The 14,209-nt window shown below is 61.3% G+C and carries 11 protein-coding genes; 9 read left to right on the top strand and 2 right to left on the bottom strand.

The genetic code is table 11. The features are described from left to right. The first annotated feature begins 2 nt into the window (after positions 1 to 2). From prfA to clpB, 7 genes are all read left to right on the top strand, one after another. Positions 3 to 1,079 carry a peptide chain release factor 1 gene (prfA, locus tag NVV77_RS10025; RefSeq protein ID WP_295412630.1) on the top strand — a complete coding sequence of 359 codons (1,077 nt, stop codon included), beginning with the start codon at positions 3 to 5 and terminating at the stop codon, positions 1,077 to 1,079. A 5-nt stretch (positions 1,080 to 1,084) separates the two neighbouring features. Continuing rightward, a complete protein-coding gene (prmC, locus tag NVV77_RS10020) occupies positions 1,085 to 1,981 on the top strand; it encodes a peptide chain release factor N(5)-glutamine methyltransferase (RefSeq protein WP_295412628.1) in 897 nt (298 codons plus the stop codon). A 340-nt stretch (positions 1,982 to 2,321) separates the two neighbouring features. Further along, the gene (locus NVV77_RS10015) at positions 2,322 to 2,948 is read left to right on the top strand and encodes a DUF4167 domain-containing protein (RefSeq protein WP_295412627.1); all 627 of its coding nucleotides are present in this window, start codon (positions 2,322 to 2,324) and stop codon (positions 2,946 to 2,948) included. A 521-nt stretch (positions 2,949 to 3,469) separates the two neighbouring features. Beyond that, positions 3,470 to 4,360 carry an alpha/beta hydrolase gene (locus NVV77_RS10010; protein ID WP_295412625.1) on the top strand — a complete coding sequence of 297 codons (891 nt, stop codon included), beginning with the start codon at positions 3,470 to 3,472 and terminating at the stop codon, positions 4,358 to 4,360. A gap of 57 nt (positions 4,361 to 4,417) precedes the next feature. Beyond that, positions 4,418 to 5,299 (top strand): alpha/beta hydrolase, encoded by an 882-nt coding sequence (locus NVV77_RS10005; RefSeq protein WP_295412624.1) that lies wholly within the window; start codon positions 4,418 to 4,420, stop codon positions 5,297 to 5,299. 278 nt (positions 5,300 to 5,577) lie between these two features. Next, on the top strand, positions 5,578 to 6,330 hold the full coding sequence (locus NVV77_RS10000; protein WP_295412622.1) for an Abi-alpha family protein: 753 nt from the start codon (positions 5,578 to 5,580) through the stop codon (positions 6,328 to 6,330). Positions 6,331 to 6,637: 307 nt separating this feature from the next. Continuing rightward, entirely contained in the window at positions 6,638 to 9,253 is a 2,616-nt protein-coding gene (clpB, locus tag NVV77_RS09995) for an ATP-dependent chaperone ClpB (protein WP_295412620.1), read from the top strand. A gap of 52 nt (positions 9,254 to 9,305) precedes the next feature. On the opposite strand, the gene NVV77_RS09990 is transcribed toward clpB, so the two are convergent. Next, a complete protein-coding gene (locus NVV77_RS09990; protein ID WP_295412617.1) occupies positions 9,306 to 10,304 on the bottom strand; it encodes an MBL fold metallo-hydrolase in 999 nt (332 codons plus the stop codon). A gap of 98 nt (positions 10,305 to 10,402) precedes the next feature. Here NVV77_RS09990 and NVV77_RS09985 point away from each other — a divergent pair, with 98 nt between their 5' ends. Together NVV77_RS09985 and NVV77_RS09980 are read left to right on the top strand one after the other, a co-directional pair. Continuing rightward, the gene (locus NVV77_RS09985; protein WP_295412615.1) at positions 10,403 to 11,320 is read left to right on the top strand and encodes a LysR family transcriptional regulator; all 918 of its coding nucleotides are present in this window, start codon (positions 10,403 to 10,405) and stop codon (positions 11,318 to 11,320) included. A 59-nt stretch (positions 11,321 to 11,379) separates the two neighbouring features. Continuing rightward, a complete protein-coding gene (locus tag NVV77_RS09980; protein WP_295412614.1) occupies positions 11,380 to 11,721 on the top strand; it encodes a VOC family protein in 342 nt (113 codons plus the stop codon). 3 nt (positions 11,722 to 11,724) lie between these two features. On the opposite strand, the gene NVV77_RS09975 is transcribed toward NVV77_RS09980, so the two are convergent. Next, entirely contained in the window at positions 11,725 to 13,695 is a 1,971-nt protein-coding gene (locus NVV77_RS09975; protein ID WP_295412613.1) for a M23 family metallopeptidase, read from the bottom strand. Between the last annotated feature and the right edge of the window lie 514 nt (positions 13,696 to 14,209).

Raw genomic sequence — 14,209 nt, 5'->3', positions numbered from 1 at the left:
GAATGCCCGCTTTGCCTGAGGACAAGCTCGACGCGCTTGCCACCCGTTTCCAATATATCGAAGCTGCCCTTTCCGGCGGCGCGAGCCCGGACGAGCTGGCAAAACTCTCCAAGGAGCATTCCGATCTCAGCCCGATCGTGGGCGAAATCAATGCCTATCAGAAAGCGCAGCGCGACCGCGCTGAAGCCGAGTCTCTTGCCAAGGGGCCGGACAAGGACATGGCCGAAATGGCCGCAGCGGAAATCGAAGAACTCGATGAAAAGATTGAGCTTCTTACCCAATCGATCCGCGTCATGCTGCTGCCCAAGGATGAGGCCGACGAAAAGTCGATCATCCTTGAAATCCGCGGCGGTACGGGCGGCGACGAGGCGGCTTTGTTCGCGGGCGATCTCTTCCGCATGTATGAGCGCTATGCGGCGCTGCGCGGCTGGAAGGTCACGCTGATGGAAGAGAGCCCGGGCGAAATGGGTGGCTACAAGGAAGTCATCGCCAATGTGTCGGGCAAGGGCGTTTATGCGCGGATGAAATATGAGTCCGGCGTGCACCGCGTGCAGCGTGTGCCGGCGACGGAGGGCTCAGGGCGCATTCATACTTCGGCGGCGACGGTGGCGGTGCTGCCCGAGGTCGAAGACATTGATATTGATATCAAAAATGAAGATATCCGCATCGATACGATGCGTGCTTCGGGTGCCGGCGGACAGCACGTCAACACCACCGACTCGGCGGTTCGCATCACCCATTTGCCGACCGGGATTGTCGTCACCTCGGCGCTGAAGTCGCAGCACCAGAACCGGGCGCAGGCCATGGTGGTGCTCAGGGCGCGGCTTTATGAAATGCAGCGCGAAGAGCGAGATAGCGCCCGCTCGGCGGAGCGCAAGGGGCAGGTGGGGTCGGGGGATCGCTCGGAGCGTATCCGGACCTATAATTTCCCGCAGGGGCGCGTTACCGATCACCGGATCAACCTGACTTTATATAAGCTCGACAAGGTGATAGCGGGCGAAGCGCTGGACGAGTTGATCGAGGCTCTGATCACCGAAAACCAGGCGGCGCAGCTGGCCGCGATGGAGAGTTCCAACTGAGCGAGGTGGTTACTGTCGGCGCGCTTTGGCGGCGGTGGCGGGACGAACTAAGCCAGCGTGGCTTTGCGACGGCGACGCTGGACGCCAAGCTCTTGGTGGGGCACGCGCTCGGTTTTGGTGCGCTGCAATTGGCGACGCGCGAGAGCGAGTTGGTTAGCAGACTGTTAGCATCTGATGCCGCCGAGTTGCTGGGAAGGCGGCTGACGGGTGAATCGGTGGCGCGGATCATCGGGCACAAGGAATTTTATGGGCTCGAATTTGAGCTCAACGAGGCAACGCTGGAACCGCGACCCGATACGGAACTGCTGGTCGACCTGGCGCTGAAGGCGCTGCCTCAGGGTGGGCGGTTTGTTGATCTGGGGACCGGGTCTGGGTGCATTCCGATTTCGGTTTTGGCCAATCGTCCGGATGCACGCGGGGTGGCGAGCGATATCAATCCGCGGGCGCTGGAGATGGCCGGGCGCAATGCTGAGCGGAATGGGGTGAGTGGGCGGCTGGAGTTGCGGCAGGGGGATTGGTTTGGGGCACTTGCTGGAAGGCCCCCTCACCCGGCGCTGCGCGCCGACCTCTCCCCCGAAGGGAGAGGTGAAGAGGGTTTTGATCTCATTCTCTCCAACCCGCCTTATATCTCGTCTGCTGTGGTTGAAACACTCTCCCCCGAGGTTAGGGATTTCGATCCGCGGCTGGCGCTGGATGGTGGGCCGGATGGGCTGGGGCCTTACCGGGTCATTGCGGCGAAGGCGGCGGACTGGTTGAAACCTGGCGGGCAGGTACTGGTCGAGATCGGCTATGACCAGGGGGAGGCGGTGGCAAAACTCTTTGCGGCGGCTGGTTTTTCGCAAATCGTGGTCGAGAAGGACCTTGCCGGGCTTGATCGTGTGGTTTCGGCGCACCACATCTAGCGTGTCAAACAGCACAAACCCGGCATAGAATACTTTGTGCTGGTCAAGATCGGCGAAAGCCGCTAGTTTGATCTTGCTGTCAATGGCGCATCATGGGCGCCGCGGCGACCACACCCTATATCCAAATCTTGCGGCAGGGGCCGTGCTCCATTCCTTTTGGAATGAAGCGGGATGAGAAGGGCGGATTTTCCGAGGGCGCTGCACGAAAGCATACGGTCTTCATGAAACCAGTATAACCCCATCCTTGTGCGAAGTTCGCGGGATGTGGGGCCAGACCGGCCAAAAGTCCGGTCCGCCCAGATGTGACGCTTAACGATCTAGAGTTAGACAAAGCGACCCGATGAGACCAAACCAGAACAAGAACCGGCAGCGTGGCCGGAACGGTGGACGCAAGCACGTCAATCCGTTGTCGCGCAACTATGAGAGCAACGGTCCGGACGTAAAGGTCCGTGGCAATGCGGCTCATGTCGCCGAAAAATACCTGCAGCTGGCGCGCGATGCCCAGTCGTCCGGTGACTCGGTGATGGCGGAGAATTATCTCCAGCACGCAGAACACTATTTCCGCATCGTCTCTTCCGCCCAGCAGGCCATGAACGGCCAGCGTGACGGCCAGAACCAGGACGATAACGAGTTCGATGACGATGTCTCGGAAATGAACTCGCGCTTCTCCTCGCCCCAGCCGGTGCAGGTCAACAATGGCCATGAGGCCAATGATGAACAGCCCGGTGTCGTGGCCGCGGTCGCCGAAAGCGGCGAGCCGGTTGCGGCAGAAGGCGGCGAAGCCTCGCCCCAGCCGGTTGCTGCCGAAGGCGGCGAACAGCCTGCCCGCAAGCCGCGCGAACGTCGTCCGCGCCGCCGTCGTCCGGCTGGCGGGGAAGGCAATGTCGATCCGGCCAATGCGCCGCAGCCCGATGTCGGCGAATTGCCGGCATTCCTGACGGCAGGTACGGCTCCGGCAGCGGAGTAAGAATTTTGAAGAAAGGGCCGGGCGAAATGCCCGGCCTTTTTGTTTTGGGGCCCCGGATTTCAGAGGAAGTGTGCACTCTGGACGCATCGTGTCGCCGTGAGGCTTTCGAGGGCAACACCGAGAATAAGCTCCAAGTGAACACTGCCGGCTTTGGACCGGGGCCATCATGGGCCCCGTCCTTCGAGAGAGTGTCTATTTTGAGCGGTTGGTCCATCTGTGAGGTCCCCACCTCCACAATGCTGCCCTCGGACTTGATCCGAGGGCCAGTGCGGGAGCCGCCTAGCTTGTGTCGGGGGTGAGTGGCTCTCGGGTCAGGCCCGAGGGCCCCTTCCTTTCCTTTCCGTTCCGCCGTTCAACGTTTTGGGCATGCCGCCGAAATCGGACGCCGTGCCACTCTAAATCTATGCGGCCATGGCTGCGGCACGAGAGCGACGTCCCGGCCGAAACAGTTTGTTTGGCTCCGCTGTCGAAAACGCCGCCCGTCATTCGTCGCCCTGGTATCTGCAACAGAGGGAATGACCATGATGAAACCCTTAGCCCGTTTTCTTGCGGCGACAGCCTTCGTCTTCGCCATTCCATCCATTCAGGCCCAGGAGGCCGGCATGTCCCTGCCCACCCCGACCAAGTCAGGCTATGCGCCCGTCAACGGGATCGAACTGGCCTATGCCGTTTTCGGCGCGGGCGAACCGCTTGTTCTGCTGCATGGCGGACTGCAGACCATGGACGATTTTGGTCCCGTGCTCACCGAACTGGCGCGGGACCACCAGGTGATCGCCGTCGATTTCCAGGCGCATGGCCGCACCTTGCCCTTCGACCGCCCAATGAGTTTTGAAGCCTTCGCGACCGATGTCGCTGAGCTGATCAAATGGCTGGGGCATGACCGTGCCGATGTCGTGGGCTATTCCATGGGTGGGATCACCGGCATTCGGCTCGCCATCGACCACCCCGAAGTGCTGGACCGGCTGGTGGTCGCCTCGGCGCCCTATGCCTATGCCGGCTGGCACGACTACAATGCCCAAGGCATGCGGGGCATCGGCGCGCATCTGGCAGAGGGCATGATGCAGACCCCGCTCTACGAGGCCTATAAGGCGATAGCGCCTGACCCCGCCAATTTCTCAAAACTTCTCGAGCAGATGGGCGCCTTTATCGGCAATGACTTTGACTGGTCTTCCGAAATCGGGGAGATCAAGACCCCGACCCTGGTTGTCGTTGCCGATTATGACGCCGTGCGCATCAGCCACGCTGCCCACTTCTTCGAACTTTTGGGCGGTGGCCAGGCTGATGGTGGATGGGCCGGCGAAGGTATGACGCCAAACCGTTTTGCCGTCATTCCCAGCGCCACGCACTACAACATCAATACCGATCCCCGGTTCGCCCAGGCCGTCATCGACTTCCTGGCGATAGAGGAGTGACGGGACTAGGCTAAAGCCGGGGTCTGGCGAGGGTTTTCGGCGCTCAAGGAGGAAACGATGCTCAAACCAATCATCGGGGTGCTTTTTGTGCTCGTCGTGCTGGCAGCACCCACAAAAGTCATGGCGCAATCAGGAGGGGAAAACACCATGTCGCAGGCGATCGAGAGCGGATATGCGGCGGTTGAGGGAACCGAGCTCTATTACGAAATCCATGGACAGGGGGAACCCCTGGTCATGTTGCATGGTGGGGTGGACCCTTCCCAGGTGTTTGGCGCGCCGCTGGCGGAAATGGCCGGAACTTTCAAGGTGATCGCCATTCACGCCCGTGGGCATGGGCTGAGCCGGGATAGCGACGCGCCCTGGTCGATCGAGAGGGCCGCCGACGATGTTGCCGCGGTGCTCAGGGATCGCGGCATCGAAAAGGCCAGCGTCATGGGCTATTCGTTCGGCGGCAAGATCGCGCTGCAATTCGCGATCCGGCATCCCGATATGCTCGACAAGCTGGTGATCGTGTCGACCGGATATTCCAGGGGCGGGGAATATCCGGAAGTCAGGGCCGCTTTCGAGCAAATGCCTGCCATGGCCGATGCGATCGGCAACAGCATCGCCCAATCGCCCCTGGCGGAACTCTATCCGGACGTCGATTGGCCGGTACTCATGCGCAAATCCGGCGCGCTCGGTTTGCAGGACCATGATTGGTCCGAAGGGATCAAGGGCATCAAGGCGCAGACACTGCTTGTTTTCGCCGATGCTGACTATGTTCGGCCTGAGCATATCGCCGAGTTTTATAAACTGCTCGGCGGGGGACAGAGGGATGCGGGTATCGATGGGTCGTTGCGCTCTCCCAATCAGTTGGCGGTGGTTCCGGGAACCAATCACTACAACATAATTGGGGCGCCGGCGGTGTTTCAGTTCGCGACTGAATTTTTGCGGGATTAGGCGAGCGTAGGCGATAGGCGGAGCTCAACTCATGCTGCCAATTGGCAGCATGACGCGAGGTGCAAAGAGCTGAACTAGACCCACGGCTCGATAACATGGGTGAGCTCCGATACTAGCGACCTCCTTAGCCAGACTTCAAAATGCCCGAAATCGATACCTAAGGGACCTAGGCACGTAACTGGGTCGTTTAGTGGCGGAATCCGGATCGACAAGATCGAGATAATTTAGGAAGGTCAGTAACTTACCCGCCGATGGCAGGCTACTTGGGGGACGATTCGATGGCGGGTACTGACCTGACCACTGCTGTAGCTGTGGAAGTTGCGAAGCAACTTCCCATCAAGGACGCCTACGGTGACATCCTCTCTCCGGCCGCCAAGCAAGCGGGAGGCTTGGTTGAGGATCTAGCGAAGACAATAAGACTCGCGCTGGCCCCGTTGCAGTACACGGCGGCATTGCAGGATCGCTACGTAAATTTCCTAAACCGGTCGGTCCGGCGCGTTCCAGATGAACAGCGTATCTCTCCACCACCACAGATCCTCGGGCCGGTATTGGAGGGAGTGAAATACGAGAGCGCTGATACTCCCCTGTCCGACATGTTCTCGCAGCTTCTGAGCCGTGCTTTCGACCGAGAACATGTCAGTGAGGCGCACCCTTCCTATCCGGCGCTGATACGTCAACTGTCGACGGACGAAGCCATCCTGCTGCAGGCATTCTACGCACGCGAATTGAGCGGAGCGTATCTTAACTTTCAGTGGAAGATGGACTTCGACCAAGCCACCAACATGTTTTCCAACCGCGTCGTCGAAGTCGACGACCTGCCAAGGGATTTGCTCGTTTTTCCCAAGAATGCGGACTTCTATATGGAACGGTTGGGGGTCTTGGGCCTGGCAGGTGTGCCTCAGATTGGAAATCAAGAACCACTAGCTGACACTTCCAACCGCCAGATCGGAATTCGAGCGAAGCACCACATCCGGTTAACGCCATCGGGATTGCGTTTCATGGCAGCGGTATCAGAGCGCCCTAGCGACTAGACGGCGATCAACGCACTTCGAGGCCAAAACTGGTGCGAAGAACCTGATATTCGCACCGTGCGTCCAGAGAATGTCCGCCGTTGCCAGCGTTGTGCTAACAGACCAAGCAGCCACGTCTCACAGACGGCCCCATCAAATGAACCGTATCCGATTTAGTCCCGCCGCGGCATTGCTCGTTCCAAAAACCTCCCCATATATCGTCGTGTGACGGAGCGCGCCGGGTTGCCGGGCGTTTTGCACACGACGCTTCCGTCGTCATGCCGGTGCCTATCGAGGGCTGGGTGGCGAGCGAGACAAGGAGAGTTGAATGAATATCGAAAAATATACCGAGCGCTCGCGCGGCTTTATCCAGAGCGCGCAGACGGCAGCGCTGGGCAAGGGCCATCAGCAGTTTGCGCCGGTCCATCTACTTAAAGTGCTGCTCGATGATGACCAGGGGCTTGCCTCGGGTCTGATCGAACGTGCGGGTGGCGACGCCAAGGCGGCGCGGGCCGGCGTGGAAGCGGCGCTCAACAAGATTCCAAAAGTTTCTGGCGATGCCGGGCAGCTTTATCTCAGCCGCGAACTGGCGCGTGTTTTCGACACCGCCGAGAGCGCAGCGCAGAAGGCTGGCGATAGCTATGTGACGGCCGAGCGGCTGCTCTTGGCGCTGACGGTTGAAAAAGACACTGATGCGGGCAAGATCCTGGCTTCGGCCGGGGTGACGCCGCAGGGGCTGAATACGGCCATTGAGGAAATTCGCAAGGGGCGCACGGCTGACTCGGCTTCGGCCGAAAATGCCTATGATGCGCTCAAAAAGTATGCGCGGGACCTGACGCAGGATGTGCGTGAGGGCAAGCTTGACCCTGTCATCGGGCGTGACGAGGAAATCCGTCGCACCATTCAGGTGCTGAGCCGCCGGACCAAGAACAATCCGGTGCTGATCGGTGAACCCGGCGTGGGCAAGACGGCGATTGCCGAGGGCCTCGCCATTCGCATCGTCAATGGCGATGTGCCGGAATCGCTCAAGAACAAGAGCCTGCTTGCGCTCGACATGGGCGCGCTGATTGCCGGCGCGAAATATCGGGGCGAGTTTGAAGAGCGGCTGAAGAGCGTGCTCAATGAAGTGACCTCGGCCGAGGGGCAGATCATTCTGTTCATCGACGAAATGCACACGCTGGTCGGCGCCGGCAAGAGCGATGGCGCCATGGATGCGTCCAATCTCCTGAAGCCGGCTTTGGCGCGCGGTGAACTGCACTGCGTGGGCGCGACGACGCTTGATGAATATCGTAAGCATGTCGAAAAGGACCCGGCGCTGGCGCGGCGTTTCCAGCCGGTGTTTGTGTCCGAGCCGACCGTTGAGGACACGATCTCGATCCTGCGTGGCTTGAAGGAAAAGTACGAGCTGCATCACGGCATTCGCATTGCCGACTCGGCGCTGGTGAGTGCGGCGACGCTTTCCAATCGCTACATCACCGACCGGTTTTTGCCCGACAAGGCCATCGACCTGATGGACGAGGCGGCGGCGCGGCTGCGCATGGCAGTAGACAGCAAGCCTGAGGCGCTGGACGAGCTTGATCGGCGCATCATGCAGCTGAAGATCGAGCGCGAGGCGCTGAAGAAGGAAACCGATGACGGGTCGAAGACACGTCTCGATCGGCTGGAGCATGAGCTTTCCGGGCTTGAGGAACAGGCACAGGTTCTGTCTTCAAAATGGCTGGCGGAAAAAGAGAGGCTGCAGGGGTCCACAAAACTCAAGGAAGAGCTTGATGCGGCACGCAGCCAGCTCGAAATCGCGCAGCGCCAGGGCGATCTCGCCAAGGCCGGTGAGCTGGCCTATGGCGTCATTCCCGATCTCGAAAAGCGGCTGAAGGCGGCTGACGATCCGGATGGCGACGGCAAGCCCGACGCGGTCATGGCCAAGGAAACCGTGGAACCGACCGACATTGCCCAGGTGGTGTCGCGCTGGACCGGCATTCCGGTCGACCGGATGATGGAAGGTGAACGCGAAAAGCTGCTCCATATGGAGACGTCGCTTGGCGCTCGGGTCATCGGGCAGGCGGAAGCGGTGGCGGCGGTGGCCAAGGCCGTGCGGCGGTCACGCGCCGGCCTGCAGGATCCGAACCGGCCGATCGGCTCGTTCATGTTCCTGGGGCCAACGGGCGTGGGCAAGACCGAGCTGACCAAGGCCTTGGCGCAGTTCCTCTTCGATGATGAAACCGCCATGGTGCGGCTCGATATGTCCGAGTTCATGGAAAAACACTCCGTGGCGCGGCTGATCGGCGCGCCTCCGGGCTATGTCGGCTATGACGAAGGTGGCGTCCTCACGGAAGCCGTGCGGCGTCGGCCCTATCAGGTTGTGCTGTTCGACGAGATCGAAAAGGCGCATCCGGATGTGTTCAATGTCCTCTTGCAGGTGCTCGATGATGGGCGGCTGACGGACGGGCAGGGGCGCACGGTCGATTTCCGCAATACGGTTGTCATCCTCACCTCGAACCTGGGTGCTGAATACCTGGTCGATCTCAAGGATGGCGAGCCGGTGGAACTGGTGCGCGGCAAAGTGCTCGATGCGGTGAAGGCGGCATTCCGGCCGGAATTTTTGAACCGTATCGACGAGATCCTGCTGTTCCATCGCCTTGGTCGCGAACATATGGGGTCCATTGTCGACATCCAGTTCGGGCGGCTCGAAAAGCTTCTCAGGGATCGCGACATCAGCCTTGAACTGACGCCGAAGGCGCGGGAGTGGCTCGCCAATGAAGGCTATGATCCGGCCTATGGTGCGCGGCCGCTGAAGCGCGTCATCCAGCGCGAAGTGCAGGATGGCCTTGCCGAGGAAATCCTGTCGGGCAAGGTTTCGGACGGCGACCGCGTGGTGGTCGATGCCGGCGATGAAGGCATTGTGCTTTTGCCCGGCGGTCATGCCGAAAGCAGAGCCGCCGAATAAGCGAAGAGAGATTTGGGAAAGGGCGCCGGTGACGGCGCCCTTTTTGTTTGCCTCAGGCGCGGAAATCGGGCGGGGCGGCGAGGTAGCGATAGGCATTGCCGTGGCGCTCGACAAAGCCGAGGGCGGGGAAATCGAGATGCATGCCGGCGACCATCACATCGTCAGTCGCCGCCATGTCAAAGAAACGCTGGCGGGTGGCGATGGCGGCGGGGATATCGGCGTCGAAGGCGATCGACCAATCGGGGCGGGAGAACTGATAGGCCGGCGCATGGACGACGTCGCCCCAGATCAGCAGGACCTCGCCCTGGCTGTCGAGGCGGAGGCCCATATGGCCCGGCGTGTGTCCGGGCATGGGCAGGGCGGTGACGCCGGGGGTGATTTCGCTTTCCCTTGCCATGGCCAGTTCCTTGCGGCCCTCGGCATAGGGCGCAAGCTGGGCGCGCGAGAAGCGGAAATTGCCCTGGATGTCGGCTGGGAGTGAAGCAAAGAGCGCGTCGTCATGGGTAAAGGCCCATTCGGCATCGGCGAGCACCAATTGTGCATTGGGCAATAGGCGGGCGCCCGACGCATCGGTCATGCCGCCGACATGGTCGGCATGGGCATGGGTGAGAAAGAGCGTGTCCACGTCTTGAGGGGCGATGCCCGCCTCGGCGAGACTGTCGCGCCAGGCGCCGAGGGTTGGGGCCATGGCGGATGTAGCGCCGGTATCAACGGCGATGAGGCGATCGCCGGAGCGGATCAGATAGGTGTTGATGGAGATGGTGAGCGCGGCCGGGTCGTGTGGCTTGTGGGCGATGCGGGCGGCTTCCTGGGCAGCCTCGTCCTCAAGGCCGAGTAGGACCTGACCCGGCAGGGTGGAAAAGCCATCGGCCAGGGCAAAAAGCTCGATATCGCCGACGCGGCGGCGGATCACGGCGCTTTGCTTGTTGGCCGGCGCGCCTTCGGCGGCTTCGGCGCTGCTCGAGCGGATAAGGCTTGGCAAAGCAAGCAGGGCCGGGGCGGCGGCCAGTGAGGCGAGCAGGCTGCGGCGGGAGAGAGCGGGTTGCGTCATGATGAACCTCCAGTGTCGATGACAACGGGGCATCAGGTGGGTATAAGCGAATGGCGTATTCAGTCGGTCTCCTGTTAGGGCTGCCATAAGGGTTCATTATGGATGGTCTCACCTTTCGCTGCCTGGCGCTTGCCATTGAAACCGGATCGCTGACAGGGGCGGCGCGGCGGCTGGGCGTGAGCCAGCCGGCGGTCAGCCAGAAAATCGCCGGCCTCGAGGCCGACCTCGGCCAGCAATTGTTGGTGCGCTCGCGCCATGGCGTGCGGCCGACCGAGGCGGGGCTGCTGGTAAATACGCATGGATTGCGTGTGCTGGCCTCGCTTGCCGAGATGCAATCGGGCTTGGAGGATCTGCGCGGACAGGTTGCCGGCAAGCTGCGCGTCACCGTCAACATGCTGTTCGGGCAGGCTGTGATGGGGCCCGTGCTCGCCCTGCTGCGGGCGCGCCATCCCGGCTTGCGCGTCGATGTCATCACCAGCGACGTGGTGATCGATCTTGAAGCGGAGGGCGTCGACATTGCCGTGCGCGGCGGCCGGCCTGGGGATGGGCCGGGGCTGGTGCGGCGCATCGGGGCCATGGAGGGCGTGCTGGTCGCCTCGCCTGCCTATCTCGATTCTGTGGGGCGGCCGGCCGGGCCGGAGGATCTGCAGCGCCTGAGCTATATTCAGTATCGCGACGATCCGGAGGAGCATCATTTGGCGCTGGTCCATGGCGGGGCGGCTTTATCCGCACCCGTTTCGGTGGCCTTTTCCGCCCAGCATCCCGATCTGACCCTGCATGCGGTGCTCAGCGGCATCGGCTTCGCCAAGGCGCCGCTGTTTCATATGCGCGAGCGGCTGGACGCTGGTACGGTGGAGGAGGTGCTTCCAGGATACGCGCCTGCGCTAAAGCCGCTTTACTTCGCGCATCGTGCGCATCTGAAGGACACGCCCAATGTGCGCGCCTTTCGCGCGGTGCTGGTCGAGCATCTGGCCGGATTGCCGGGTTTTGTGATCAGCGCCGATCTGGCGACGTGAGGCCTTGTATTTTTGGCCATGCTGAACTAGAACATAACAAGAACGAAAGGCGCGAGAAAATGGCTGACAAGATCGACTATATCGAATTCCCCTCGACGGACCGGGCCAAGAGCAGCGCCTTTTTCGAGGCGGCGTTTGGCTGGGGCCGCACCAGCTATGGGCCGGACTACGACGGACTCGAAAATGCAGGGATTGACGGCGGCGTCGATCAGGCGGAAGGCCGCGTTGCGGCGACCATGGCGATCGTGCGGACAGAAGATCTCGATGATGCGGAAAAGCGCGTGATCGCCGCCGGCGGCGTGATCACGCGCGAACAGTTCGATTTTCCGGGCGGGCGGCGTTTCCATTTCCGCGAGCCCGGCGGCAATGAGCTTGCCGTCTGGGTTTCGCGCGCGGAATAGGTTTTACGGCGTCGTGGCGGCGGCGACCTGGGTCGGGGCGCCTTCGCGGGCCAGCAGGTCGTCGATCTGGGTCATGGCCTGGGCAAAGGCGTCGCGATATTGCGGGGCCAGCACATTGTCCTTGGGCAGTTTCACGCTCAGGGGATCGACGAGATTGCCGTTGATGAGGATTTCGAAGTGAAGGTGCGGGCCGGTCGACTGGCCGGTGGAGCCGACATAGCCGATGAGCTGGCCCTGGCGGACTTTTGAGCCGACGCCGAGCCCGTCGACGAAACGAGAGAGGTGGCCATAGGCAGTCTCGTAGCCGTTGACGTGCTGGATCTCGATCTTGTTGCCGTAGCCGGACTGCCAGCGATAATACTGGATCGTGCCGTCACCGGCCGCATAGATCGGGGTGCCGGAGCGGGCGGCGAGATCGACGCCGGTATGCAGTTTTCGCGTCTTGAAGATGGGGTGGATGCGATAGCCGAAGCGCGAGCGCAGGGTGCCGCCGCCTTCGAGCGGGCGGCGATTGAGGAAGCGCTTGCCGGTTTCGCCATCGGGGTCATAGAAATCGACGGTGCCGTCTTCGGTAGCGAAACGGTAGAGCTGGCGCTTGGTGCCCGAAAGATTGAGCGAGACATAGAGCAGTTCGGGCTTGGCGTCCGGCGTGTCCTGGGTCTCGAGAATTTCGATCGTGTCGCCGGCCGAGATGCGCTTGGTCATGTCGACGTCATAGGCGAACATGCCGACGATGCGCTGGATGGTCTCGTCGTCGAGATCGTGCTTGCGACCGGTTTCCCAGATCGAGCGATAGACGGTGGGCAGGTTGCCCACATTGATCTGCTCGATGTCTTCCTCTGGGAAGTCGACCCAGTCGGGCTGCAGGCCGACGACATATTGGCCGTTGTCGCTAAGGGCGACGGTGGCGATATGCGGATCGCCCTGCATGCCTTCGGGGCGATAGATCGACATGCGATAGGGCACGAGGCTGTTGGTATCGCTGGTCAGCGGACCATAAAGAATGCGCAGGCGAATGCCAGCCGGCAGGCCGCCCGAAGGCATGAGATTGGCCAGGGTGTTTTCCACCATGGAGACCTGGGCCACCGTAAAGCCATTGCGCACGAGGGTCGCCGATAGCGGGCCGATCTCGCGCACCGTCAGAAAGCGCTCGGTGCGGCCAGGGCCGTTATTGGCGGCAAGCGTCGTCTTGGGAACGACCGTCACATTTTCGGCAATACCATTGGGAGACGTGGGTGTGCTTTCCCTGGCGAGCGCATCAAGGCTGGGGCCGAGCGCTGCATAGGCCAGGGTCGGGGGCGCATCTTCCGTATAGAAGGTGGCTTCGGCCGAACCGCGGACGAAATCGGCGGCCACTTCATCGCTGATGGCGCGCGCGGGAATAAAGCTTGCCGGCATCTCGGCCTGGCGCACCGCGACTTCGCCATCGACATCGGTGCCATAGACGTCGGCATTGAGATCGAGCGACACGGCCTGCAGGGGTTGGGTCGCATTGAGAATGGCTACGGGATCATAGGCGGGAGCATCGGCAGAGAGCGAGGTGGCCGTGGTCGCGAGCGTCGCGCGAAGGCGGGTGAAGGGCTGGTTGCGCAGGATCTCGCGGCCATCGACCACCTGACGGATGGAGGCCTCGATGGTTTCGAGATCCGAGCGGGTCGCGGCAACCGGACGGATGCGCGAGGATTTTGCCGTGATGTCGGTGGCGAACGGTTGCTCGAGCCGCGGGGCGGCGAGCTGCAGTGCCTTATAGGCTGTCGAAAAGGTGTCCTGTCCCTGGAAGGACACATAGAGAGCGGCGCCCATCAGCAGCACAGAGGTCAGGCCGGTCATCACCGTGCCGCTCAACCAGGCAAAGCTCAGCTCGCGACCCTGCGGGATTTCACCGTCGGTCGACTGAACTGTCAGAGCCGGGCCATCTTCAAACCCGCTGGCGCGCAGCAGGGAAGCGTGGCGATTTCGTTGCGCAGCGTTCAACGCGCCGTCCTTCGATATTGAATGGGTCTTCCCCCTAAGGGCCGAAGCGACCGGCCTCTTCTCTATATATAGGCTTAGCGTGGGCGCAGCCTAAGGAGAGAGGCCAATGATTTCAATGGCCGTCATATCTTCCGCAAATGCGGCGAAAGCGCGGAGTTTTGGGAGGTCGGCTCACTCAGGGTCATGCTTGTCCCCATAAAGGGGAGAAGGCGCTGAAAAATCTGCCGAAAACGCAAATGGCCGGAGGCGCCTGAAATCTCTGGTGATCCAGTCGTGTTTTCCACAAAGCGGCGGGCGCCAAAATCGGAAAATGTCGTTTTTGTCAGGGAGGGGGTTTACAGGAAAACGGGTCGCCCCTATAACCCGCTCATCGCTGAAGAGCGCGGCGCCAAACGGCGGCGGGCACAGAAGCAAGTCACTGAAAACGAACGAAAAATTCGACAATTAAGTGACCTAGAAATTCGGTTCTACCGAAATTCTGAAAAGCGGTGTTGACAAGGAACTCTGGTTCACT

This window comes from Devosia sp. (assembly GCF_024707125.1).
Taxonomy (GTDB): Bacteria; Pseudomonadota; Alphaproteobacteria; order Rhizobiales; family Devosiaceae; genus Devosia.
Note: the sequence above shows the minus strand (reverse complement) of the source record. Positions and strands in the feature narration are given on the sequence as shown.

What these genes read in the sequence shown, in the direction of transcription:
- NVV77_RS09980 (WP_295412614.1), top strand. Translation starts at nt 11,380, where the DNA reads ATGGCTGACAAGATCGACTATATCGAATTCCCCTCGACGGACCGGGCC.
- clpB (WP_295412620.1), top strand. Translation starts at nt 6,638, where the DNA reads ATGAATATCGAAAAATATACCGAGCGCTCGCGCGGCTTTATCCAGAGC.
- NVV77_RS10015 (WP_295412627.1), top strand. Translation starts at nt 2,322, where the DNA reads ATGAGACCAAACCAGAACAAGAACCGGCAGCGTGGCCGGAACGGTGGA.
- NVV77_RS10000 (WP_295412622.1), top strand. Translation starts at nt 5,578, where the DNA reads ATGGCGGGTACTGACCTGACCACTGCTGTAGCTGTGGAAGTTGCGAAG.
- NVV77_RS09990 (WP_295412617.1), bottom strand. Translation starts at nt 10,304, where the DNA reads ATGACGCAACCCGCTCTCTCCCGCCGCAGCCTGCTCGCCTCACTGGCC.
- NVV77_RS10005 (WP_295412624.1), top strand. Translation starts at nt 4,418, where the DNA reads ATGCTCAAACCAATCATCGGGGTGCTTTTTGTGCTCGTCGTGCTGGCA.
- NVV77_RS10010 (WP_295412625.1), top strand. Translation starts at nt 3,470, where the DNA reads ATGATGAAACCCTTAGCCCGTTTTCTTGCGGCGACAGCCTTCGTCTTC.
- NVV77_RS09985 (WP_295412615.1), top strand. Translation starts at nt 10,403, where the DNA reads ATGGATGGTCTCACCTTTCGCTGCCTGGCGCTTGCCATTGAAACCGGA.
- prfA (WP_295412630.1), top strand. Translation starts at nt 3, where the DNA reads ATGCCCGCTTTGCCTGAGGACAAGCTCGACGCGCTTGCCACCCGTTTC.